We start from the raw sequence: 21,306 nt of genomic DNA, 5'->3' as shown, positions 1-21,306 counted from the left end.
CTAGCCTGACCTAGCTGGGCCTGCCGACCCACGGAATCCCACCCTAACACCCACGACGCCGCGTCGTGGCGAACACGCCCGACCGGTCCCACCGGGGCCCTACCGGGGGACTATTGGGGAACAGTCACCGACGTGGCCCCGTGACCGGTGCCATAGTGGGCCGGTCGCCCGCCGTTGATGAGGTCGTGCAGGGCCAGGATCGCCGTGATGCGGCCGGGCGCGGCGTCGACGTCGTCGACGGTGCTGACGGTGGCGGCCATGCCGGCATCGGCGCGGGTGACTGCGACGGCCGCGCTGCCCGTCGACGAGCCATCCCGGCCGGCGAGCACGGTGCCGGAACCGTGCGGCGCCAGCGCAGCGGCGAACCGCGCCACGCTGGCCCCCTGGTTGCCGGCATCTGCGGGCAGGCCCCCGCCGGTGATGACGATGGCCGCGTTTGCCACTCCGAAGTGGTCGGCGGGCGGATAGGTGATGAAGCCGGTCTCGCGCAGCGCCGCCAGCACGGTGTCGCGCTGGGCGTCGTCGACCGGTGGCGCCGGCGGGTTGGCCGGGTTGACGGGGCTCAGCAGGGCGATCCCGAGCAGGTCACCGGCCTGGGAACCCTGGTCGACGAGCTTGGTGCTCAGCTGCGTACCGGCGGGCAGGATCGACGAATTCACCACCGACCGCAGCTTTTCCGCCGAGTTGGCTTCGACGAACTCCTGGGTCAGCGACACGGTTCCGGTGACCGAACCTCCGGCCTGCCCGACGATTTTCGACACCATGGCGACGTCGTCGTCCTTGGCATCCGGGGTCCGAAATATCACCACCGCCTTGCCGGCCAACGCGTCGTGCACTATCCGCCCGAGCACCTGGTTATCGAAAGTATTTGCCGCGCTGAGCTTTTCGTTGAGCGCGTTGCGTTGGTCGTTGAGTCCGCTGATCTGGGCGGCCAGGTCCCGCTTCTCGTTACGCAGGCTGGACAGCAGCGTATCGGAGAAGAAGCCCGAACCGAGCACGACTCCGATCGCCAGCGCCAGGAAGACGGCAGCCAGCGAAATCGCGTGTTGGCGTAACGAGATCATGAAGGCACCGTCCTCGAAGGGTTCAGGTCACCAGGTTCTGCACCCAGAGGGAGAAGCGGTTCCAGTAGTCGATGATCCAGTGCAGCACCACACCATCGGTGCGGGACACCCACAAGACGACGATGATGGCGATCAGCATCGTCAACGCCAACAGCGCAATGGCGCCAGCCGAAATGTGGTTACGGTACAACGTCGCGACCGCCTTGGCGTCTACCAGCTTCTCCCCCACCCGCAGCCTGGTGAGGAAGGTCGACGGGTTGCTTTGCGCCCGCGTCCGGTCGAAGAAGGTCTCGATGTTGGCGGTGTGGCCGGCGGTGACCAGCAGTGCGGCGCCGTGGTGGTCGGCAAGCAGCAACGCCAGGTCGATCGCCGAGCCGGCGGCCGGGAACGTCATCGCCCCGACACCGAGATCCTGGATGCGCTCCAGCCCGGGCGCGTGGCCGTCGGCGTCGGCGGGCAACACCACCTGGGCGCCGCACTTGAGCACCTCGGTGCTGATCTGGTCGGGGTCGCCGACGATCAGCTGCGGACGGTACCCGGCCTTACGCAACACGTCCGCGCCGGTGCCGACACCGACCAGCACCGGCTGGTACTCCTTGATGAACGGTTTGAGAGCTTTCACATCGTCGGCGGCCCTTGGCTCTTCCCCGACGACCACCACGTGCCGGCGGCGCATGTCTACGTCGATGTCGGGGATGCCGATTCCGTCGATCAGCAGCGGGCTCTCGCTCTTGATGAACTCGATCGTGTTGCCGGCGAACGCTTCCAGGTGCGCAGCGAGCCCACTCTTGGCCTCCCGCATCAGGTCGGCGATGTCGTGGTCGCTGCGCTCGGTACCGCGGACCAGCCGGCGGTCGCCCGAATACAGGCCGCCTTCGTACAACCGGATCTTCGAACCGTCCTTGACCTTCTTGAAGACCTCGGGTCCGGTCTCGTCGATCAGGGTGACCCCGTTGTTGACCAATACCTCGGGCCCCAGGTTCGGGTAGCGGCCCGATACCGACGACGATGCGTTGACGACGGCGGCGACGTCAGCTTCCACCAGTGCGTCCGCGGTGATGCGGTCCAGGTCCAGGATGTCGAGGACCACGATGTCGCCGGGACAGACCCTGCGCAGCAGGCGGTCGACGTTCCGGTCGACGCGGGCGGTGCCGACCAGGCCTGGCCGGGCGGTGTTACGAGACAGAAGTGCTGACATCTTCATGGGGGCGATTCTGTCGGGGAAGCATGGCCGGGGCCGGGAGGCGCGCCGTAACATCAGCCCCATAAGTTATATGGAGTCACAACTGTCACACACTACGCCGCAGGGCGCCGAGTTGTTGGCCGATCGCGACCAGATGGCAACAAGGCGTCGACGTTGGGCGGCTAGATCTCGTCGTTCTGCGCGGCGTCGAGCAGCTCACGGGCGTGGGCGCGACCGCTGTCCGACTCACCCAGCCCGGCCAGCATCCTGGCCAGCTCGGCCACCCGCTCCTCGGCGTTCAGCCGACGTACCCCGCTGGCGCCGTCGCGTCCGGTGCTGTGCACCGTCAAATGCACGTCGGCATAGGCAGCCACCTGGGGCAGGTGCGTGACCACGATGACCTGGTGGGTGCGCGCCAGCTTCGCCAGGCGTCGCCCGATCTGGACGGCCGCCCTGCCGCCGACCCCGGCGTCGACCTCGTCGAACACCATCGTGGTGCCGACCGTTTGTTTCCGCGATGTCGCCAGCACTACTTCCAGCGCCAGCATCACCCGGGACAACTCACCGCCGGATGCACTCTTGGCCAGCGGCAGCACGGTCATGCCGCGGTGTGCAGCGAAGCCGAACTCGACGTGGTCGATGCCGTCGGCACCGGCGCGGGCCGGCTCGCCCGACGGCAATGTCAATGCAACGGGATCGTCGTGCTCGGCCAGGTCGGTGGTCACGCCGATGGTGAACTCGGCGTCGGCCATCGCCAGGGCGGACAGCTCCGCCGTGACCTCGGTGGCCAACTTCTTGGCCGCTTTGCGCCGAATCTTGCTCAGATCGACTGCTGCTTGGGCTAATTCGCGCTCCAGTTGCTCGGCGCGGCGCTCCAGCGCCGCCAAGCCCTCTTCGGAGACGTCGAGTTGGCCCAGCCGGTCACGGGAGGCCCGGGCCCACCGCAGCACCCCGTCGATATCGGCGGCGTACTTGCGGGTCAGGGTGCGCAGTTGGGCTTGGCGGGCCAGTTTGGCGTCTAGAGCGCTGGCATCGGCCGGCAGCCCGTCGACATAATTGCCGAGCTCCCCGGCCGCATCGACAATCACCGTCAACGCCTCGCCGATTTGATCGGCCAGCGCCCGCAGCGCGGTATCGTCGGTCGATTCAAGAGCCGCCCGGGCGCGCCCGAGGCATTCGGTGGCGCCGACGCCGAACGTGTCATCGGGCGCGCCGGACAATGCCGCGCGCGCCACCGACGCGGCCTCGCGCAGGGTGTCCAGCTCGGAGAGCCGCACGATGTCAGCGACCAGCGCCTCGTCCTCGCCCGGCTGCGGGTCGACCGCGTCGATCTCGTTGAGGGCAAACTGCAACCGGTCCGCCTCCTGGGCCAGCTCGCGCGCCCGGTTACGCCGGTCAGACAGGTCTCGCCGCGCCGACAGCCACGTGTCGCGCAGCTTGCGATAGCGCTCGCACGCGGGTCCGCTGGCCGCGAAGCGGTCCACCGCGCCACGTTGTTCGTCCGGTCGCAGCAACCGCAACTGGTCGTTTTGCCCATGCAGGGCCAGTAGCTCGTTGGTGAAACCGCTGAGCGACTTGGCGGGCACGCTGCGACCGCCGAGGTATGCGCGCGACGGCCCGTTACCGCTGACCGAGCGCAATGCGATCACGCTGTCGTCCTCGTCGCGCTGCGCCCCCGAAGCGTCCAGGATCTCGTCGAGCCTGGCGACCGTGGCATCGTCGAGATCGGTTGTGGTGAACCGGCCTTCGACGACGGCACGATCGGCCCCGGATCGCACCCGGGTCGGGTCGGCGCGCGCACCGCCCAGCAGCTGCAACCCGGTGACCACCATGGTCTTGCCGGTACCGGTCTCGCCGGTGAGCACGGTCAGCCCGCGATCGAACTCGGCGGTCGCGGTGCTGATGGCGCCCAGCGACTCGATGCGGATCTCAGTGAGCACCGGTTACTTCCCGCGCCAACCGGTCACTGGCAACTGGAACTTGGTCACCAGACGGTCGGTGAACGGCGCGCTGTCCAACCGTGCCCATCTCACCGGTGTGTCACAGCGGGTCACCTCGAGCCGCCCGCCGGCGGGTATCAGCATTTCGCGGCGGCCGTCGCAGAACACCAGGGCGTCGTGACCGTCAGCCTCTATCTCGATCGCGATGCGGGCATCCGGACTGGTGACCATCGGCCGGCCGAACAACGCGTGAGCGTTGTTGGGCACCACCAAGATCGCCTCGAGATCCGGCCACAACACCGGGCCGCCCGCCGAGAACGCATAGGCGGTGGACCCGGTCGGCGTCGACACCAGCACCCCGTCGCAGCCGAAAGCCGACACCGGACGGCCGTCGATTTCGACGACCACCCCCAGCACGCCCAGCCGGGGGCCCTTTTCCAGGCTCGCTTCGTTGAGCGCCCAGCCCTGGTCGATGACGCGGCCACCGTGGCGCACCGCGACATCGAGGGTCAGCCGGTCTTCCACCCGGTAGTCCCGCGCCACCACGTGCTCGAGCACCAGGTCGATAGCCTCGGCCTCGGCTTCGGCCAGGAATCCGATCCGGCCCAGGTTGACACCCAACACCGGAATGCTGGCGTTGCGGGCCAGCTCGGCTGCCCGCAAGAAGGTGCCGTCACCGCCGAGCACCAGCACCAACTCGCAGCCATCGGCGGCGTGCGGGTCGGCATTCACCACCTCGATCTGGACGCCCCGGGCTCGCATGTCGTCGGGAGCCAGGCGTAACGATCCGCGGTTGACCGCCTCGGCGGACAGCACTCGAAGTCCAATCTTGTTGTCGCCCAGTACTTTCTCGACGCGCCGCGCGGTCTCGGTAGCTTCGTCGCGTCCGGTGTGGACCACCAGTAAGACGGTGCGCTCGGTGCTCTGCTGCGACGTCACTGCGGGCCCATGCTCGTCGCCCGCCGCACCGCGTCCACCAGTTCGTCGCCGGCCAACCACCGATCGGTCTGTGCGCGCAACCACAGGAAGTATTCGACGTTGCCCGACGGGCCCGGAAGCGGGCTGGCGGCGACACCGACGGTGTGCCAACCCAGCTCGTCCGCACGCCGCGAGACAGCCAGCACCGCATCCGCGCGCAACTGCGGGTCCGAAACCACCCCGCCGGGACCGACCTGCCCCTTGCCCACCTCGAACTGTGGCTTCACCATGGGAACGATATCTGCGCCCGGCGACGCACAGTCAATCAGCGCGGGCAACACCGTGCCCAGCGAGATGAACGAGAGGTCGGCCACGATGAGGTCGACGGAGCCGCCGATCGCCTCGGGCGACACGTCACGCACATTGGTCCGCTCGACGACCGCCACTCGCGGATCGTTACGCAGCGACCAGGCCAGCTGGCCGTAACCGACATCGACGGCAACCACTTCGGCGGCACCGCGGTCCAGCAGCACCTCGGTGAACCCGCCGGTCGACGCGCCCGCGTCCAGGCAGCGTCGGCCTTGAACGGGAACCGCGAAGGCGTCCAGCGCACCGATGAGTTTGTGGGCCCCCCGCGATACCCAGCCGCGGGCGCCATCCACCGCGACGGTCAACGCCGCGCTGGGGGCCACGGCGGTCGCCGGCTTGACCACCGGCAGGCCGTCGATGCGCACCTTGCCGGCTTCGATCAATTCCGCAGCCTGGTGACGGGATCGCGCGAGGCCGCGCCGCACCAGCTCGACGTCAACGCGGGCACGCCGTGCCACCGTTGCCCTCAGCCCTTCTCCGCCGACTCCAGGGCCCGCAACAACACGTCGTGGGCCTCCGACAGGCGGCGCGCGATGACCTCGAGCTCGGCAAGAGACGGCCCGTTCTCGGCGTCGGCGACATCGGGCAGCTGGGCCACCAGGGCTTCGATTTCCGAGCGAATCTGATCAGGGTCAATAGTCATTGCGCTCCCTACGCTAGTTGCCGCTAGTCGCCGTGCTCGAGGGACCAGCGGCGCAATGCGTCGCGGGCCGCCTCGTCGCCGGCCCCGATACTGACTGGCCGTCCGTCCGGATGCGCGTCCCAGACCGCGCTCGCGACGGCACGTACCACCGAGAGGTCGTCCCCGTCCTGGTCACCGGTGGCGCTGACCGTCACCGTCGTGTCGGCCACGTCGACCCGCCAGCCCGGCTGTGACCCTATCGCCAGCAGCTCGCCATCCTGGTGCAGGCAGCGCAGATCGTGGCCGAGATAGGTGGGACGCTGCCGAGGTGGCGCGAACACCGCATCTCGCGCGCTGTTGACCCCACTGAGCACCATCAGGCTCGGCAGCCCGGCGGCGTGGGCGCCTTCGATGTCGGTGTCGAGCCGATCGCCGATCACCAGCGGCGCGCGCCAATCGCCGCGGGCTATGGCGTCCGCCATCAATTGCGGACCCGGCTTACCGGCCACTTGCGGCTCGGCACCGGTGGCCGCTCGCAGCGCCGCGACCAGTGACCCGTTGCCCGGCAGCAGGCCGCGCTCGGTGGGCAAGGTGGGGTCGACGTTGGCCGCCACCCACAGGGCGCCGGCCCGGATGGCCAGCGCGGCCTCGGCAAGCTCCGGCCAGCCGGTGGTCATCGAGAGGCCTTGAACCACGGCAACCGGTCCGTCGTCCCAGCGACGCACCGGATGCAGCCCCACCGTGGCGACCTCGGCGGCCAGCGCGTCGGTACCCACAATCAGCACCGGTGAACCTGGAGGGAGCTGATCGGCCAGCACCCGGGCGGCGCTCTGCGCGCTGGTGACCACGTCGTTACCGTAGGCATCGAAGCCGAGTTCGCGCAGATGCGCCGCGACCTCGTCGGCGCTGCGCGACGCGTTGTTGGTGACGAAGAGTTTTCGACTGCTCACCCCCGCCAGCGATTGGACCGCGCCCTCGGTGGCCCGGCGGCCGCGAAATACCGTCCCATCCAGGTCGATCAGCAGGCAATCATACTGCTGCGCAAGACTTTTCACCTGATGCTCAACCCAGCTCGGCGACCCGGTCTTCGGCGTCGGTGACGCCTTCCAGATCGGCGTCGGCGGCGCGCAAGAACCATCGCAGCGCCTCGTCGCGACGCCCGAGCGCCAACAGTGTCTCGGCATAGGCGTAAAACAGTCGCGCCGCCGTCGAGCCGGTGCGGGCCGGGTCGAGCTGGGGCGTCGACAACACGGTCAGCGCCTGCTCCAGCTGCCCGAGATCGGCACGCGCGCCGGCGGCGACGATTCGTAACTCGTCGGCGTCGTCGCCGCTGAGTTGTGCCGCCTCGGGTCCGCGCGCAAGTTCGATGGCCCGTAGCGGGCGGCCGAGACCGCGTTCGCAGTCGGCGATCAGGGCCAGCAGCGGGGAACGGCTGCCCATCCGCCGCGCAGCGCGCAATTCGGCCAGTGCCTGAGCCCAGTCGCCGCAGCGGTAGGCGGCGATCCCGACGGCTTCGCGAACGACGGCGATCCTGCCGGAGCGGGCCCGGGCCGCACGCGCGTGGCTCAGGGCGGCTTCGGGATCCTCGTCGAGCAGTTCCCCGGCGGCCACCAGGTGCCGCGCCACCGCATCGGCGGTGGCCCGGTCCAGGGTGCTCAGCTCGCGCCGGATCTCCGGTGCCAGCTGCTTGGCATCCACTCCCGGCGGGATTGCCGGCCCGTCGCGGGACTCGCGGGGTACCTCGGGAGGTGCCGACCGCGGTTGAGCCGGGCGCGCCCGGCCCGGACCCGACCAGGGACCGTCACGCTTTTGCTGTGGACCACGCCGCGGTACGCCACCCGATGCCGGTCGCGGCCTGCGATCGCCGCTGCGGTCATGCCTGTCGTCGACCACTCGCTAGAGGTTACGGGCACATTCGATGAGCTCACAATCGGTCCCCACAATCGGTCCCCACAATCGGTCTAGGCCAGGTCTAGGCCTGTAGCCGATTGGGCAACAGCGGGTAGATCACCGCCGGGCAATACGTCGCGATCGCGACAATGGTGAACGCGGCTGCCGCATCGTGAGACATCCCGTTGTCTTCAGCCATTCTGGCGACGACGGATTCGAACGTCCCGTCCGGCTGGACTGCCATCGGACACACCGACCGGCCGATCGCCATCGCCGCCGCCGGCTGTCCATATGAGATGCCGGCGTTGTTCAAGGCCGTCAGGAAGGCATTACCCATCATGTCGGCGTGCGTGGGTGCCGCCATGGTCGCGGAGATGCCAAGCACCCCGGCAGCCAAGGCCAAGAGTCGAAGGGCCCTCACCGATGCCGTCATCTCCGCCTTCTCATCTGTCGGTTCTTGGACACGTGCCAGATAAATCGCTGAATACACTGCTGGCCGGCGGTCACATTCACAACACGGTGCGGTAAAAGTTTGCCCACTAACCCGTTTCGCAACCGATCTGCGTAGCCACGAACGTCTAGAGACGGCGATTTCATCCGCACGTGCGCGCCGAGCGCCCCTGTCCCCCAATCGGGGGACACGCGGACCCTGCCACTGGGGGACCCGAATTTTCCCCCGGCTATTAGCCAGTTGTGGGATAGCAGCTGGGTGCAAAGCCTCGGAAGATTGGTCTCGAAGCGGAAACCGAAACATCACGAACCCGCTCCGGAAGCCAAGGAAGTGAGGAGTTCTCCCAGATGTCCCACGAACTCCTGTACTGCCAGACCGAGGCCCACTAGAACTTCGGCGGGGGTCCCATCGCCTCCCACCCCCCAAGTCTGGGACCCCCGCCGAATCACCCGCCCAGCGGGGTCTCATCGCCGCCCCCCTCCCCCTCCGCGATGAGATCCCGCTGGGATTTTCTTCTGCACCCGGCGCAATGTCCCGCCGGAAACCCGGCAACTAAGTAGCGTGAAAAGCCATGTCGGAACTGTCCGGGCGCGGCACCCAGCAATTGATGAAAGCCGGACCCGACTGGTCACATTGGCCGCCGCGCGTGCTGGGTCACGCGGACCCCACCACAATCGGATATCGGGCCGGCACTCACCGGATCATCTCGCCCGATCAAACCTGGCAGGCCGTTCAGCCTGCGCTGGAACGGGCCGGGATCACCCGGGTCGCGGACCTGACCTGGCTGGACGATCTCGGAATTCCTACCGTCCAGGCCGTGCGGCCCGCCTCGCTGACCTTGTCGGTCAGTCAGGGCAAGGCCACCACCTACCGCGCAGCCCAGGTCTCGGCCGTGATGGAATCGCTGGAGAACTGGCACGTGGAGAGCATCACTCCCGACCTTTTATCCAGGAGCACAACCGATCTCGCCCGCGAACTGACCTATGACCCGGCTGAGCTCAACCGGCCCGCCGGAAGCTTCTACCATCCTGGTGCCAAGCTCGACTGGATGATCGCGACGACATTGCTGACCGGCCGCCGAACCTTCGTGCCGTGGCTGGCCACCGTCGTCAACGTGGCGGTCAGCGACTCCTGGGGACCGCCGATGTTCGGGATGGACACCACGGGATTGGCATCCGGCAACAGCTACCACGAAGCCACCCTGCACGGGCTCTACGAGATCATGGAGCGTCATGGCATGGCCACGGCCGCGCCGGGATCGACCTTGTTCGAGGTACCTCTGGACGACGCCGCGCGCTCGGAGTGTGCCGAACTGGTCGAGATGATTCACCGGGCCGGAAGCGAACTGAGCGTTGCCCGGATCGACAGCTGGGACGGGTTCTACTGCTTCGCCGCCGAGATCACCTCGCCCATGGCCGAGATTCCGTTCAGCGGCAGCGGACTTCACCACGACCCCAACGTGGCGCTGTCCCGGGCGATCACCGAGGCCGCGCAGTCGCGCCTGACGGCCATCAGCGGAGCTCGCGAAGATCTCCCTTCGGCGATTTACCACAGGTTCGCCCGGGTGCACACGTATGCACCGGCTCGTCGATCGATGCAGCCGATGCCCGCCGCGCCCGCGACGCCGTGGCACATCGACTACAGCAACTCGCTGACCGAGCTGCTCGCCTTGGCGGCGACCGCCGTGACCGTCCGGTCGGGCGTCGAGCCACTCGCGGTCGTCTGCGACTTCGACGACGCCTGCGTCCCCGTGGTCAAGGTCATCGCCCCCGGACTGTCGGCTTCCATACATTCGCCGATGCGTACCCCGTTACAGGAGCACGGATGACAACTAACGGCCGGGTCGTCGTCACCGCGGGACCAACGATCGGCGCCGACGATATCCATGCGGTGGTGCCCAATGCCGAAGTGGTGACGCCGATCGCGTTCGGTCAGGCGCTCGGATACGGGTTGCGGCCGGGCGACACCCTGCTCATCGTCGACGGACTCTTCTTCCAGCAGGCGTCGGTGCGGCACAAGGAACTGCTGACGCTCATCGACGACGGGGTGCGGGTGGTCGGTTCATCGAGCATGGGAGCGTTGCGCGCCGCAGAGCTGCACCCGTTCGGCATGGAAGGCTACGGCTGGGTCTTCGAGGGCTACCGCGACGGGCTGCTCGAGGCCGACGACGAAGTGGGGATGGTCCACGGCGACCCAGAAGACGGTTATCCGGTCTTTGTCGATGCCCTGGTCAACATTCGCCATACCGTCGCGCGGGCTGTCGAATCCGGTTTGATATCAGCAACTTTGGCTGAGAAGTTGATCGAAACCGCACGCAGCACCCCGTTTACCCAGCGTACCTGGAATCGATTGCTCGAGAGTGTCGGCGCTCCCGAAAGCCGCAGCCTGGCAACACAATTGAGGTCGCTGCGGGTCGACATCAAACACGCCGACGCGGTCCTCGCGTTGCGCGAGGTGGTCCGCGGCAAAGGCGGCCGTGCCGTGCGGCCCGGCCCACCTCCGACGGTATGGTCGGAGCGCTGGCGGCAGCGGTGGGCGCCTGCGACACCCGTTCCCGTCACCACCGGCAGTGGATCCCGGTCGGCCGTCGACGTCGGTGACCTTGACGTCCTTTCGTTGCTGAGCGTCTGCGCGAGCGATCGATGGGCATACGTCCCGGCGCTGGAGCAGGTCGCCGCCTGGTACTGGAGCATGACTCACCCCGAGGAGGGCGGCACGGTGTGCGAGCGCGCCGCTCGGGCCGCCGCGGAGGTAGCTGCCGACAGCTATGAACGCTCGCTCGAGACCGTCGCTCACCGCTATGCGCAGGCCACCGGCATCATCGACGAGTCCGGGTTTCCCGAGCACGTCAGGGCACACTGGCTCACCGCCGAGGAGAACGAGAGCCTGCGCGACGATCCGATTGCGGTCTCGGCCCGACTGACCACCCGCACCCTCTTTTTCGCCCGGTCGCTCCCGGCGATCCAGCACTTCCTCGAACTGCTGCGGGCAGATCCTCGGCTGCCCGAATGGCGTGCCATGGCCGCCCGCGCCCTCGCGCAGCGGGACGAATTAGCCCGTCAGAAGCCACATTTGAACGTGCACCGGCCGGATCGAGGACAACTCAAGCGGCTATTCGCCAACAGCTGGGGCACTCAGGTGAACCGCATCGAGCTGGCGCAGCGAGGATTGATGACCGAGGACGCGTTCTATACCGCCGCCACGCCCTTCGCGGTGGCGGCGGCCGACGACCAGTTGCCGTCTATCCAGGTCGGCAGGCTGGGTTCTGGCCCCAATATGGGAACCGCGTAACGTCTTGCCGTCGAAGGCGGTCGAACATCTTGGTATGCAGCCGATCCATGCCCCGGGTGAGCCTATCCGGTTCGTCGGGTGTCAGCGGTTGCAAGCAATCTCTCGCGCAGCGGCAGGCACTGGCAGCAGACGGTGGCGTCACACCGAGCAACTGATGGAAAGCTTTTCTGCCATAACAGAAAATGTGGTTTCCGCACCGCAATTTCGCCCCACGGCCAAAGCCGCTGCCTGGACGGGCTAAGACCCGACCCGTTCGACACCCGCGACATTGCGCTTGCCACGGCGCAGCACCAGCCACCGGCCGTGCAGGAAATCCATGCCCTGCGGCGTCCATTCGTCGGTTTCGACGCGAATGTTGTTGACCGACACCCCGCCCTCATTGATGGTGCGCCGCGCCGCCTTCCTGCTGTCGGCAAGGCCGGTGGCCACCAACAGGTCCACGATCCCGTCGGGACTTCCCGGTTTGAGTTCGGCGACGGTGGTTTCGCGCAGCGCGGCGGCCAGCGTCGGCTCGTCGAGCCGGCTCAGCTCGGCGTGGCCGAAGAGCGCGCGGCTGGCGTGCTCGACGGCTGCGGTGGCCGCTTCGCCGTGTACCAGCGAGGTGAGTTCGGCGGCCAGCCGTCGTTGAGCCGCACGTTGTTGCGGGCGCTCAGCGGTCGCCTGCTCCAGTTCGGCCAACTCCTCGGCCGACAGGAACGTGAACCAGCGCAGATAGCGGATCACATCCGCGTCGGAGGTGTTCACGAAGTACTGGTACCAGGCGTACGGGCTGGTCAGCTGCGGGTCCAGCCACAAGCTGCCGCCGCCAGTGGACTTGCCGAACTTGGTGCCGTCGGCGGCGGTCACCAGCGGGACGGTGAGCGCATGCACTGTGGCACCGAGCTTTTGGCGCACCAGCCGAACTCCGGCGATGATGTTGCCCCACTGATCGGAACCGCCGATCTGCAAAGCACAGCCGTGGCGCCGGTGTAATTCGACGTAGTCGTTGGCCTGCAACAACATGTAGCTGAATTCGGTGTAGGAGATGCCCTCCCCCTCGAGACGGCGCCGGACGGTATCGCGATCCAGCATCACGTTGACCGAGAAATGCTTGCCGACGTCGCGCAGGAATTCGATGGCCGACATCGCCGACGTCCACTCGATGTTGTTCTCGACGATGGCCCCGGTCGGCGAGTCCCCAGAATCCGAGAAGTCGACGAAGCGTTCCAGCTGCCCACGAATCCGCTCGGTCCATTCGGCGACGGTGTCGACGTCGTTGAGCGTGCGCTCGCCGACGTCGCGCGGGTCGCCGATCATGCCGGTGGCCCCGCCGGCCAGCACGATGGGCCGATGGCCCGCCCGCTGGAAGCGGCGCAACGTCAGCAGCGGCACCAGATGTCCGGCGTGCAGGCTCGCCGCGGTGGGGTCGAAGCCGGCGTACAACGTCATCGGGCCGCGCCGCAATTCGGCGGCCAGCGCGTCGAGGTCGGTGGACTGCGCGATCAGCCCACGCCAAGCCAACTCGTCAAGGATCATGGTCGAAGAGTCTTCCAAACTAGTCGCTGGCGCCCGGGACCGGCGCTCGGGGGCTGCGCCGATAGGCCGACACCTCCGGTCGCCCCGCAAGCCACAATCGCCACGGCCGGTCGGCGGCCTGGCTGACGCCGACCCGGGGACCAGACAGCGCATGGGGCGTTTCGTTGAGCCTCAGCGTCACCGGACTGTCCGGGTCGAACAGGTCAATCCCATTGTCCTCCATGGCGATTCCCAATGCCGAGCAGAGATTTCCCGGACCACGCGCCAGTGCGGCGGTACGGACCAGTTCGCCACGACGGGACCGGGCAACATCGATGCCGTCCTCGACGACGCAAGCCCGTAGCAACACGGCAGCAGCCGTGCCGTCGGGGCCGCACGAGACATTGGCGCAGACATGGATTCCGTGACTGCGGTAGGTGTAGAGCCGGCCAGGCGGCCCGAACATCACCGCGTTCCGGCCGCTGAGCCCGCGGTAGGAATGCGCCGCGGCGTCCGGCCAGGGGCCGTGAGGCACCCCCCCATAGGCCTCGACCTCGACGACGATGCCGCGCACCCCTCGTCCGGCGAGTGTGGCACCCAGTAAGCGGCGCGCGGCAGCGACCGGATCCACCAGTAGTTGCTCAGCGCTCACCGGAGAGATTGTGCCGCGCCTCTTGACAACCGCCGGCAGCAGGTCGATATTCATCACATGATGAGTTCATCGAGTGATGAATTACTTCGGGGCGGCGCCGAACCGGCGGTCCTCATCGAAAGCCTGACCGTCATCCGTGGCAAACACCCAGCGGTTCAAGATATTTCACTGAGAGTCGGGTGCGGAACCATCACCGGGCTGCTGGGCCCGTCCGGCTCGGGCAAGACCACGCTGATGCGCTGCATCGTCGGCTCCCAGATCATCACGTCCGGTTCGGTGCGCGTTCTGGGGCTGCCGGCCGGATCGTCCCAATTGCGCCACCGCGTCGGATACATGCCTCAGGACCCAACCGTCTACAACGACCTGCGGGTGATCGACAACATCCGCTACTTCGCCGAACTCTGCGGAGTCGACGGTCAAGCCGCCGACGAGGTGATCGATGCGGTGGATCTGAGCAGCCACCGCACCGCGCGCTGTGCCAACCTCTCCGGCGGCCAGCGGGCCCGCGTTTCGCTGGCCTGTGCCCTGGTCGGCCGGCCGGATCTGCTGGTGCTCGACGAGCCGACGATCGGCCTGGACCCGGTGCTGCGGGTCGAATTGTGGGATCAGTTCACCACCCTGGCGCGGCGCGGCACCACGCTGGTGGTGTCCAGCCACGTGATGGACGAGGCCGACCGCTGCGGCGATCTGCTGCTGATGCGCGAAGGACGGCTGCTGGCCCACACCACACCGGACAGGCTACGGAAGGAAACGGGATGCACATCACTGGAGGACGCGTTTCTGTCCATCATCCGACGCACCACCACCGCGCCCGCAGCCGGCTGAGCCTGCAGAACTATGCGGCCACTACCGCACGGATTCTGCGCCAGCTGACTGCCGATCACCGCAGCATCGCGATGATCCTGCTGGTGCCGGTTCTGGTCATCACGCTGATGTATTTCATGTTCGACAAGGTTCCGCCCCGCCCCGGTGCTCCCTCCGGATTCGACACGGCGTGCATGGTCCTGCTGGGCCTTTTCCCGCTTTTCGTGATGTTCGTCATCACTGCGATCACCATGCAACGCGAACGGGCTTCGGGAACGCTGGAGCGCATCTTGACCACGCCGCTGCGCAGAATCGATCTGCTCGCCGGCTACGGGACCGCGTTTTCGATCGCCGCGGCCGCCCAGGCCACGCTGGCGTGCATGGTGGCGTTCTGGTTCCTCGGCTTCGACACCGCGGGGAGTCCCGCGTGGGTATTCGTGATCGCGATCGTCAACGCGACCTTGGGTGTCGGGCTGGGGCTGCTCTGTAGCGCCTTCGCCCGCACCGAATTCCAGGCCGTGCAGTTCATCCCGCTGGTGATGGTGCCGCAACTGCTGCTGGCGGGCATCATCGTCCCGCGGGCGCTGATGCCGGCCTGGCTACAGTGGCTCAGCAATGCGATGCCCGCAAGCTACGCCCTGGAGGCCCTGCAACAGGTGAGCGCGCATTCCGAGCTGACCTACACCACGGTGCGCGACATCGTGGTCGTGCTGGGTTTCGCGATCACCTCGCTGGGTCTGGCGGCGGTGACGCTGCGACGGCGGACGCCGTAGTGGCGGCGCGGCGACGCCCCGGCCGGCCGGCCGGAAACTCCGACACCCGCGAGCGCATCCTGGCCTGTGCTCGAGAACTGTTCGCGCACAACGGTATTGACCGAACCTCGATCCGGGCCGTGGCCACGGCCGCCGGAGTGGACGCCGCCCTGGTGCATCACTACTTCGGCACCAAACAACAACTGTTCGCTGCCGCCATTCATGTGGCGGTGGATCCGATGGACATCATCGCGCCGATGCGGGAAGCCCCGGTCGAGGAGCTCGGCGTGCAGCTACCGACCGCGCTGCTTGCGCTGTGGGATTCCGAACTGGGCCCGCGGTTGATCGCGACGGTGCGGTCGCTGTTGTCGGGCGACGGCGTCACCTTTGTGCGCTCTTTCTTCGAGGACATGGTGACCGCGGAGCTGGGTTCACGCGTCGACAGTCCCCCCGGGACGGGCAGGATCCGCGCTCAATTCGTCGCCTCACAGTTGATAGGTGTGGCCATGGCGCGCTACATCGTCAAGATGGAGCCTTTTGCGTCGCTGCCGGCCGAGCAGATCGTGCAGACGATCGCACCGAATCTGCAGCGCTACCTCACCGGGGAGCTGCCGAAGGGCCTGGCGCCGTGAAGCGGGCGTGTTCGTCGTCGCCGACGTCGCGGGCTTGGTCGACCAGTAGCACCGGGATGCCGTCCTCGATGCGGTAGGCGCGCCGCAGCCGCGGGTTGTAGAGCGCCTGTCCGTCGTCCACGAGCAGCAGCGGGCCCTGGTCAGCCGGGCACACCAGGATGTCCAGCAGCTTTTCGTCAATCATCGGCGGATTTCTCGCCGCACAACTCGGTGCGCGCCGCCGGGGTCAGCCGGCGGAACTCGCTGGAGGCAGGGTCGAAATACCATGCCTGGCGGCCCGGCTTGGGAATTCCGGCGGCCCGCAGCGCGCTGACGGTGGGCCGGTAGGTCGCGCTGAGCGACAGCTTCGGCACCACGTGGACGATATCGGGTCCCAGTCCGACCGGCGTGCCTGCGACCGCTTCCGTGAGATCGGCCGCGGTGATCGTCGCCCCCGGCCGCAAGGTCACCGCCGAGACGGCGAACTGCTGGCCGTTGACCGCAACGTCATAGGTGACCGCGAGGTCGACGCCGTTGACGCAGCCCAGCGCATCGGTGACCGGCTCGGCATAGACCATTCCCCGCGCGGTGCGTACGACCGAGCCGCGCCGGCCCGCCAGCCAGTAGTCCCCGTCTGCATCGCGGTAGAACAGGTATTCGGTGGAGATCCAGGTGTCGGCGGGTGCGAAGACGCCCCGCTTGATCGAGGCGGTCGGATCGATGGGTCCGCTGGCGTGTGCTAGCAGCACTCCGACTTGGTTGGTTTCGGCGACCTGGACGAACCCGTGTTCGTTTTCCAGGATCAGGTCGTGTTCGGCGTCGTAGGCACCGAGTTCGACCCGTCCGGCGCCGGGCAACGGGCGGCCCTTGCTGCCGATCTTGGCGCCGGACACGTTGGCCAGCACCGCCTGCCCGTCGGTGGTGGCGAAGAACTCGACGACATGTGCCGGAGCGAAGGTGTCGACGACGCGCCCCCACAATCCGGTCGGCATACCCGAGCCGATAAACAGCCGCACGGGGTGGTTGCCGTTGAGAGCAAACGCCGGATCGTCGACCACGTCGCGCAGCATGGCCCAGGTGTAGGACACGACGGTGACGCCGTAACGGCGTACCTCGGCGACGAACCGGTCGGCACACAGTCCGCGTGACAGTGCGATGCGCGTGCCGCCCACGACCGCGCCGCCCAGGCTGACCAGCAGCGCCGATTCATGGTGCAGCGGTGTCAGGCAGTACACGGTGTCTCGACGGTCCAGGGCGGCCGTCGATGCCGTGCCGAAGGCCGAGACCGCCCACCGGTAGTTGGTGATCTGCTTGGCGACCAGCTCACCCCCGACCGCGCTGAACGCAATGAACGCCAAATCCCTTGCCAGGCCTGGATTTTGCCGGTACCAGGCGGGCAGTTGGACGGCATCGGGGTCGATCTTCTCCATGTCGATGACGTCGGCGTCTTCGGGCAGATGCAGATCTCGTGACTCGCCGCCACCGAGCACCAGCACCTGTCCGGGCAATTGGCGGGCCGCGGCGAGGTTGGTGGGATCGGTGATGATCTCGGTCGCTCCGCCGAGCCGGACCTGTGCGGCCAGGTCGACGTCTTGGCGCATCAGCACCACGATCGCCCCCAACCGGGACAACGCCGCGATGGCGACCAGGGCGCTGGGCCGGGTCTCCATCAACACACCCACCCGGTCCCCCTGGCGCACCCCCACGTCGATCAGGCCGCGAACGACGTTGTTGATACGCCGATTCACGGCCTCGTAGGTGTGCACGCGATCGTCGAACAGCAGGAATTCGCCCTGCGGAGCGTCGTGGGCCTGTTCGTCGATGATCCGGCCCAGCGATATCCGGGTGTGGTCGTTGAGTTGCCCCAGCCGGGCCAGGCGCGGCAACGTGCGGACGGTTTCGACGGCCAGGGTGCGCATCGATTTGTTGGCGGCGACTACCGCCTCGGCCGCACCGCGGGCCATGGCCAGGGCCGCCTCGGAGACCTCTCCGATACCGTGCGCGACCCGGGAGCTGAACGCGACTCCGCTGTCGGTGTGTTCGGCCGACTGCTCGACCATCAAGCTGATGTTGGCCGGCTTGTCACCGTCGCTGGAGATCCAGCGCACCCAGTCGGCGACCGTGGGCCAGCTCTGGTGCGCCGCCCTGGATCCGACGACGAGACCGAAATGGCCGGTGCGGATGAGACATTCGTAGACCTCGGTGTTGGGCGCGGCGCGGCGGATGCCGCGCACCGAGGCCGGCTGGCCGATGTCGTCGACTTCTCCGACGAAAGCCAGTATCGGGCAGGTGATGTCGGTGAGCGTCACCATTTGACCGCTGATGGCGAAACCGCCGGTCATCATCCGGTTGTGGGCGATGAACTGCTTGAGCAGCTCTGAGATCGCCGGACCGGACCAGGCGATCCAGCCTTCGGATTCGAGGAATCGGCGCTGTTGTTCCCGCGGCAGCAGGGCCTCGCGGTCGTGAAGCTGCCGCAGGAAGTCGAGGCGGGCCTTGGCCGTCTTGAGCGGATCCATCATCTGGAAACCGGTGCGCGCCATCCAGCTGGGAATGGCCAGTCGATTGAAGACGTGATCTGCCATGAAACTGGCGGCGGCCGCACCGAAGTTGGCCGGAATACCCATCGGCAACGCGGCCAGGGTGTCCACCGGCGAGCCGAACGCCACGATGCTGGCGAGGTTCTTGGAGCGCCGATAGGCGGCGACCTGGTAGCACCACATCCCGCCCTGCGAGTAGCCGACGAGATGCACGTCCTGTCCGGTGGTGTCCTTGACCGTGTCGATGGCCTGACTGAGTGCGACGATGTGGTCGGCCAGGTTGCGGCGCATGCCGCCCTCGACCTTGTCGGGCGAGCCGAAGTCGATTACCCACGGATCCAGACCGCGGGCGTGCAGGATGCCCACCGCGCCGTCCTCGCGGGTGACGTCCCACATGTCGGCCGACATCATCATCGGGTGCACCATCAGCACCGGCGGACCCACGGGCGCGTGCCCGGGCCGGGTGTCCGGCGGGAAGTACCGCCGCAGCTTGTACATCGGCACGCTCTCGACGATCTGCGAAGGCGACGGTGCGCTGCCGGTTTCCAGGCCACCCAGCCGCAGGACTTCCAGACCATTCTGGGCTGTGGCCACCAGACGCTCGACCGGGCGTGTGACCATCGACAAATTGAGATCCACCACTGCTCCTGAGTGCTCCTGAGTGCTCCTGAACGCTCCCCGAGTGCTGCCTGGGTGCTGCCTGGGTTGGCCTTGACCAGCGTGGACATCATTCCACATCGGAGCGGGGCGCAGGTCACGCCGTCGTAGACGGCTCCGCCGGCGCCGCCGGCGGTGGCCGGGGTGCTGCAGCTCCGACTGACGGTGCCCATGCTGCAGACGGCCCCTATCCCGGGCGGCGATCAGCGAAAGAATTTGCTGAGCACGCCGGCCGCCCCTTCGTCGGTGTCGAGATAAGCACCGGCGGCCTTACGAAGACTTTCTGCCAGCTGTCCGTCGACCTGTTGAACGCACGCGCCGGTGGCACCGCGAACGGTCTCGAACCCTGCCAGAGTCTGATTGAACAGCGAGCAGAACGTGCCGTGAGTGGTCGAGACCGACTGACTGATTGCGAATCCGCTCCAGCACGCCCAGGAACTCCGGCACGACGTACAGAAAACGTCCCATGATTACTCCCCTCTGGTAGACAACTTTGCTGTCAGGTTTGGCTCGCTACGCTTTTGGCACCCCGACATTGACGAATATCGGCACCCTCGCGGTCTTCTCAGCACTCGTTGGCGGCCCTTCGACGGGCGCCCGCGCGGCATCCGCTCCGCCCGAAGCCCTGCCACCTCCGCCGTCGCCCTGCGGTCGGCGCGACGGGGCATGCGGCGCAGATCCTGGCAACCCCGGGGTGCCCGACGCGGATTGCGCGGCGGTCGTCAGCGCGGGGCTGCCGGCCTGACCAATGCTGCCGACAGGCCCCACTTCCATTGGGAGCGAATGCATCTGAGCCGTCGCGCCACCGAGTTGGCCCATCGCCGGCAAGCCGGCACCGCCGAGAAGTCGCGCCGGGTCCGACATCTGAACCAGATCCGACAAGTGGGTGAGGTCGGGCATGATCGCCGAGCCGGGTGCGGCGTGCGCATACGGTCCGCGCTGAACTGAATCCCTCGTGGTGCTCGGGCCTTTAGCCCGCCGTGGGAATTAGATGGCTCGCAGTTCCGAGAACGCGCCCCCCATCGACTGAAGCATGTTGGTTTCGGCACATCGGGCCGACTCCAGGATCGCGGGGATGTCCTCGAGTTTGGCGTGTATGCGCGCCAGCTGCTCGAGCACACCGAGCCTTCGTTGATTGACGTCGTCCAACATACGTCGCGCCTCGGCCATGCGCTGCTCGACCTGCTCGTCGGCAAGGCGGACGCGCCGTTCGGCCTCGGTCTTGGCGTCATTGAGCCGCTTGTCGCACTCCTGCTGCGTGGTTCGCAGCTGATCATCGATCTGGAATTGGGCGTCGGACCGGAGCCTGATCAGTTCGGCATCGAGTTGCTGTTCCGCCTTCTCGCGGCGCCTGGCATCGGCGATGCGCATCTGGTCGATCTCTCGGACAGCTTGTGCCCTAAGCTCTTCTGCTTCTTCTCGCGCACGTCGGACCGCCTCGGCATGCTCGAGATCGAGGGCTCGTTGCCGCGCCTCTATCTGGGCCAGCATGTCTCTTTTGCTCACGCGAGCCGCTTCGGCTTCATTCTTGGCCGCGGCGATCAACGCCGACGCCTCGGCACGCGCCTCGGACTGCATCTGAAATACCTCGTCGACAGCGAACCGGAGCATTTTCGCCAACCGGTCGGTGACCGCCGGCGGCGACGGCGAGGTATCGCGCAGCACCGCGTTTTCGTCCCGCAGGGCGGCAATCTCCACCCGGAGTCTTTCGGTCTCGTAGTGTTGCGCCTGCCGCTGAACCATCAGTTCCGCGATGTACTGGTTGACGGCAGCCGGATCGTATCCATTGCGCGTGCGTTCGAATTTCGGAGCGGGATCGTTAACGAAGGTTGTCACCTGGTACCCCTCAGACACGCCTCGCGATGGGCTGACGGTGGTTGGCCACGGCCCGCTTTCCGGTCGCTGACTGACTTGCGGATCGCCCCCGGGGATGGCCGGTAAGCGATGCCAACACAGCCGCCGGTGCAAGGACGGACGGGACTGCGTGACTCACCGAAACTCCTTTACATCAGCGTGCGACTCGCCAGTTTGGTAAGCGAGGCAGACTATAGTGCACATTGGCAATAAT

General features: G+C 67.2%; 20 protein-coding genes. 5 read left to right on the top strand and 15 right to left on the bottom strand.

Annotation, left to right across the window (positions count from 1 at the left end):
* Positions 1 to 110: 110 nt before the first annotated feature.
* The 9 genes from MKAN_RS27090 to MKAN_RS27055 form a co-directional block, all read right to left on the bottom strand.
* Positions 111 to 1,064 carry a copper transporter gene (locus MKAN_RS27090; RefSeq protein ID WP_023373827.1) on the bottom strand — a complete coding sequence of 318 codons (954 nt, stop codon included), beginning with the start codon at positions 1,062 to 1,064 and terminating at the stop codon, positions 111 to 113.
* Positions 1,065 to 1,086: 22 nt separating this feature from the next.
* Entirely contained in the window at positions 1,087 to 2,268 is a 1,182-nt protein-coding gene (steA, locus tag MKAN_RS27085; protein WP_023373825.1) for a putative cytokinetic ring protein SteA, read from the bottom strand.
* Positions 2,269 to 2,429: 161 nt separating this feature from the next.
* Positions 2,430 to 4,187 (bottom strand): DNA repair protein RecN, encoded by a 1,758-nt coding sequence (recN, locus tag MKAN_RS27080; RefSeq protein WP_023373823.1) that lies wholly within the window; start codon positions 4,185 to 4,187, stop codon positions 2,430 to 2,432.
* A gap of 3 nt (positions 4,188 to 4,190) precedes the next feature.
* Positions 4,191 to 5,126, bottom strand: a complete 936-nt coding sequence (locus tag MKAN_RS27075) for an NAD kinase (RefSeq protein WP_023373821.1) — start codon at positions 5,124 to 5,126, stop codon at positions 4,191 to 4,193.
* Positions 5,123 to 5,932, bottom strand: coding sequence for a TlyA family RNA methyltransferase (locus tag MKAN_RS27070; RefSeq protein WP_023373819.1), 810 nt, complete (start codon positions 5,930 to 5,932; stop codon positions 5,123 to 5,125). Before MKAN_RS27070 ends, MKAN_RS27075 begins: the two co-directional genes overlap by 4 nt.
* An 8-nt stretch (positions 5,933 to 5,940) precedes the next feature.
* Entirely contained in the window at positions 5,941 to 6,117 is a 177-nt protein-coding gene (locus tag MKAN_RS30870) for a hypothetical protein (RefSeq protein WP_023373817.1), read from the bottom strand.
* Positions 6,118 to 6,140: 23 nt separating this feature from the next.
* Positions 6,141 to 7,151: an HAD hydrolase-like protein gene (locus MKAN_RS27065; protein WP_023373815.1), complete on the bottom strand. Its 1,011-nt coding sequence runs from the start codon at positions 7,149 to 7,151 to the stop codon at positions 6,141 to 6,143.
* A gap of 7 nt (positions 7,152 to 7,158) precedes the next feature.
* On the bottom strand, positions 7,159 to 7,989 hold the full coding sequence (locus tag MKAN_RS27060; RefSeq protein ID WP_080674169.1) for a tetratricopeptide repeat protein: 831 nt from the start codon (positions 7,987 to 7,989) through the stop codon (positions 7,159 to 7,161).
* A 79-nt stretch (positions 7,990 to 8,068) separates the two neighbouring features.
* Positions 8,069 to 8,419, bottom strand: a complete 351-nt coding sequence (locus tag MKAN_RS27055; RefSeq protein ID WP_036394162.1) for a DUF732 domain-containing protein — start codon at positions 8,417 to 8,419, stop codon at positions 8,069 to 8,071.
* 589 nt (positions 8,420 to 9,008) lie between these two features.
* On the opposite strand from MKAN_RS27055, the gene MKAN_RS27050 reads away from it, so the two are divergent.
* Positions 9,009 to 10,265, top strand: coding sequence for a YcaO-like family protein (locus tag MKAN_RS27050; RefSeq protein ID WP_023373808.1), 1,257 nt, complete (start codon positions 9,009 to 9,011; stop codon positions 10,263 to 10,265).
* Complete coding sequence (locus MKAN_RS27045) at positions 10,262 to 11,728, top strand: TfuA-like protein (protein WP_023373806.1); 1,467 nt, start codon at positions 10,262 to 10,264, stop codon at positions 11,726 to 11,728. The genes MKAN_RS27050 and MKAN_RS27045 overlap by 4 nt, the downstream gene beginning before the upstream one ends.
* Before the next feature lie 237 nt (positions 11,729 to 11,965).
* On the opposite strand, the gene tyrS is transcribed toward MKAN_RS27045, so the two are convergent.
* Both tyrS and MKAN_RS27035 read right to left on the bottom strand, forming a co-directional pair.
* On the bottom strand, positions 11,966 to 13,243 hold the full coding sequence (gene tyrS / locus MKAN_RS27040; RefSeq protein WP_023373804.1) for a tyrosine--tRNA ligase: 1,278 nt from the start codon (positions 13,241 to 13,243) through the stop codon (positions 11,966 to 11,968).
* Between the two features lie 19 nt (positions 13,244 to 13,262).
* Entirely contained in the window at positions 13,263 to 13,874 is a 612-nt protein-coding gene (locus MKAN_RS27035) for a DNA-3-methyladenine glycosylase (protein WP_036394332.1), read from the bottom strand.
* A gap of 57 nt (positions 13,875 to 13,931) precedes the next feature.
* On the opposite strand from MKAN_RS27035, the gene MKAN_RS27030 reads away from it, so the two are divergent.
* From MKAN_RS27030 to MKAN_RS27020, 3 genes are read left to right on the top strand one after another with little or no spacing between them, the layout of a single operon-like run.
* Positions 13,932 to 14,699 carry an ABC transporter ATP-binding protein gene (locus MKAN_RS27030; protein WP_023373800.1) on the top strand — a complete coding sequence of 256 codons (768 nt, stop codon included), beginning with the start codon at positions 13,932 to 13,934 and terminating at the stop codon, positions 14,697 to 14,699.
* A gap of 2 nt (positions 14,700 to 14,701) precedes the next feature.
* Entirely contained in the window at positions 14,702 to 15,451 is a 750-nt protein-coding gene (locus MKAN_RS27025) for an ABC transporter permease (protein WP_225722970.1), read from the top strand.
* Positions 15,451 to 16,062 (top strand): TetR/AcrR family transcriptional regulator, encoded by a 612-nt coding sequence (locus tag MKAN_RS27020; protein ID WP_023373796.1) that lies wholly within the window; start codon positions 15,451 to 15,453, stop codon positions 16,060 to 16,062. Before MKAN_RS27025 ends, MKAN_RS27020 begins: the two co-directional genes overlap by 1 nt.
* Here the strand turns inward: MKAN_RS27020 and MKAN_RS27015 are convergent.
* The 4 genes from MKAN_RS27015 to MKAN_RS27005 form a co-directional block, all read right to left on the bottom strand.
* Positions 16,028 to 16,246 carry a Trm112 family protein gene (locus MKAN_RS27015; protein WP_023373794.1) on the bottom strand — a complete coding sequence of 73 codons (219 nt, stop codon included), beginning with the start codon at positions 16,244 to 16,246 and terminating at the stop codon, positions 16,028 to 16,030. The two genes, MKAN_RS27020 and MKAN_RS27015, sit on opposite strands and share 35 nt — an antisense overlap.
* A complete protein-coding gene (locus MKAN_RS27010) occupies positions 16,239 to 19,223 on the bottom strand; it encodes an acyl-CoA synthetase (RefSeq protein WP_023373792.1) in 2,985 nt (994 codons plus the stop codon). Before MKAN_RS27010 ends, MKAN_RS27015 begins: the two co-directional genes overlap by 8 nt.
* Positions 19,224 to 19,441: 218 nt before the next feature.
* Positions 19,442 to 19,591: a type VII secretion target gene (locus tag MKAN_RS32650; protein ID WP_269466804.1), complete on the bottom strand. Its 150-nt coding sequence runs from the start codon at positions 19,589 to 19,591 to the stop codon at positions 19,442 to 19,444.
* Positions 19,592 to 20,225: 634 nt separating this feature from the next.
* Entirely contained in the window at positions 20,226 to 21,206 is a 981-nt protein-coding gene (locus MKAN_RS27005) for a hypothetical protein (protein WP_225722816.1), read from the bottom strand.
* Between the last annotated feature and the right edge of the window lie 100 nt (positions 21,207 to 21,306).

The sequence above is a fragment of the Mycobacterium kansasii ATCC 12478 genome (assembly GCF_000157895.3).
GTDB lineage: Bacteria > Actinomycetota > Actinomycetes > Mycobacteriales > Mycobacteriaceae > Mycobacterium > Mycobacterium kansasii.
The sequence above is the reverse complement of the archived record's forward strand: the minus strand, read 5'-3'. Positions and strand labels throughout refer to the sequence as shown.

Excerpts from the sequence above, each read along its gene's own strand:
- MKAN_RS27090 (WP_023373827.1), bottom strand. The coding sequence starts at position 1,064 with ATGATCTCGTTACGCCAACACGCGATTTCGCTGGCTGCCGTCTTCCTG.
- steA (WP_023373825.1), bottom strand. The coding sequence starts at position 2,268 with ATGAAGATGTCAGCACTTCTGTCTCGTAACACCGCCCGGCCAGGCCTG.
- MKAN_RS30870 (WP_023373817.1), bottom strand. The coding sequence starts at position 6,117 with ATGACTATTGACCCTGATCAGATTCGCTCGGAAATCGAAGCCCTGGTG.
- MKAN_RS27055 (WP_036394162.1), bottom strand. The coding sequence starts at position 8,419 with ATGACGGCATCGGTGAGGGCCCTTCGACTCTTGGCCTTGGCTGCCGGG.
- MKAN_RS27050 (WP_023373808.1), top strand. The coding sequence starts at position 9,009 with ATGTCGGAACTGTCCGGGCGCGGCACCCAGCAATTGATGAAAGCCGGA.
- MKAN_RS27045 (WP_023373806.1), top strand. The coding sequence starts at position 10,262 with ATGACAACTAACGGCCGGGTCGTCGTCACCGCGGGACCAACGATCGGC.
- tyrS (WP_023373804.1), bottom strand. The coding sequence starts at position 13,243 with ATGATCCTTGACGAGTTGGCTTGGCGTGGGCTGATCGCGCAGTCCACC.
- MKAN_RS27030 (WP_023373800.1), top strand. The coding sequence starts at position 13,932 with ATGATGAGTTCATCGAGTGATGAATTACTTCGGGGCGGCGCCGAACCG.
- MKAN_RS27015 (WP_023373794.1), bottom strand. The coding sequence starts at position 16,246 with ATGATTGACGAAAAGCTGCTGGACATCCTGGTGTGCCCGGCTGACCAG.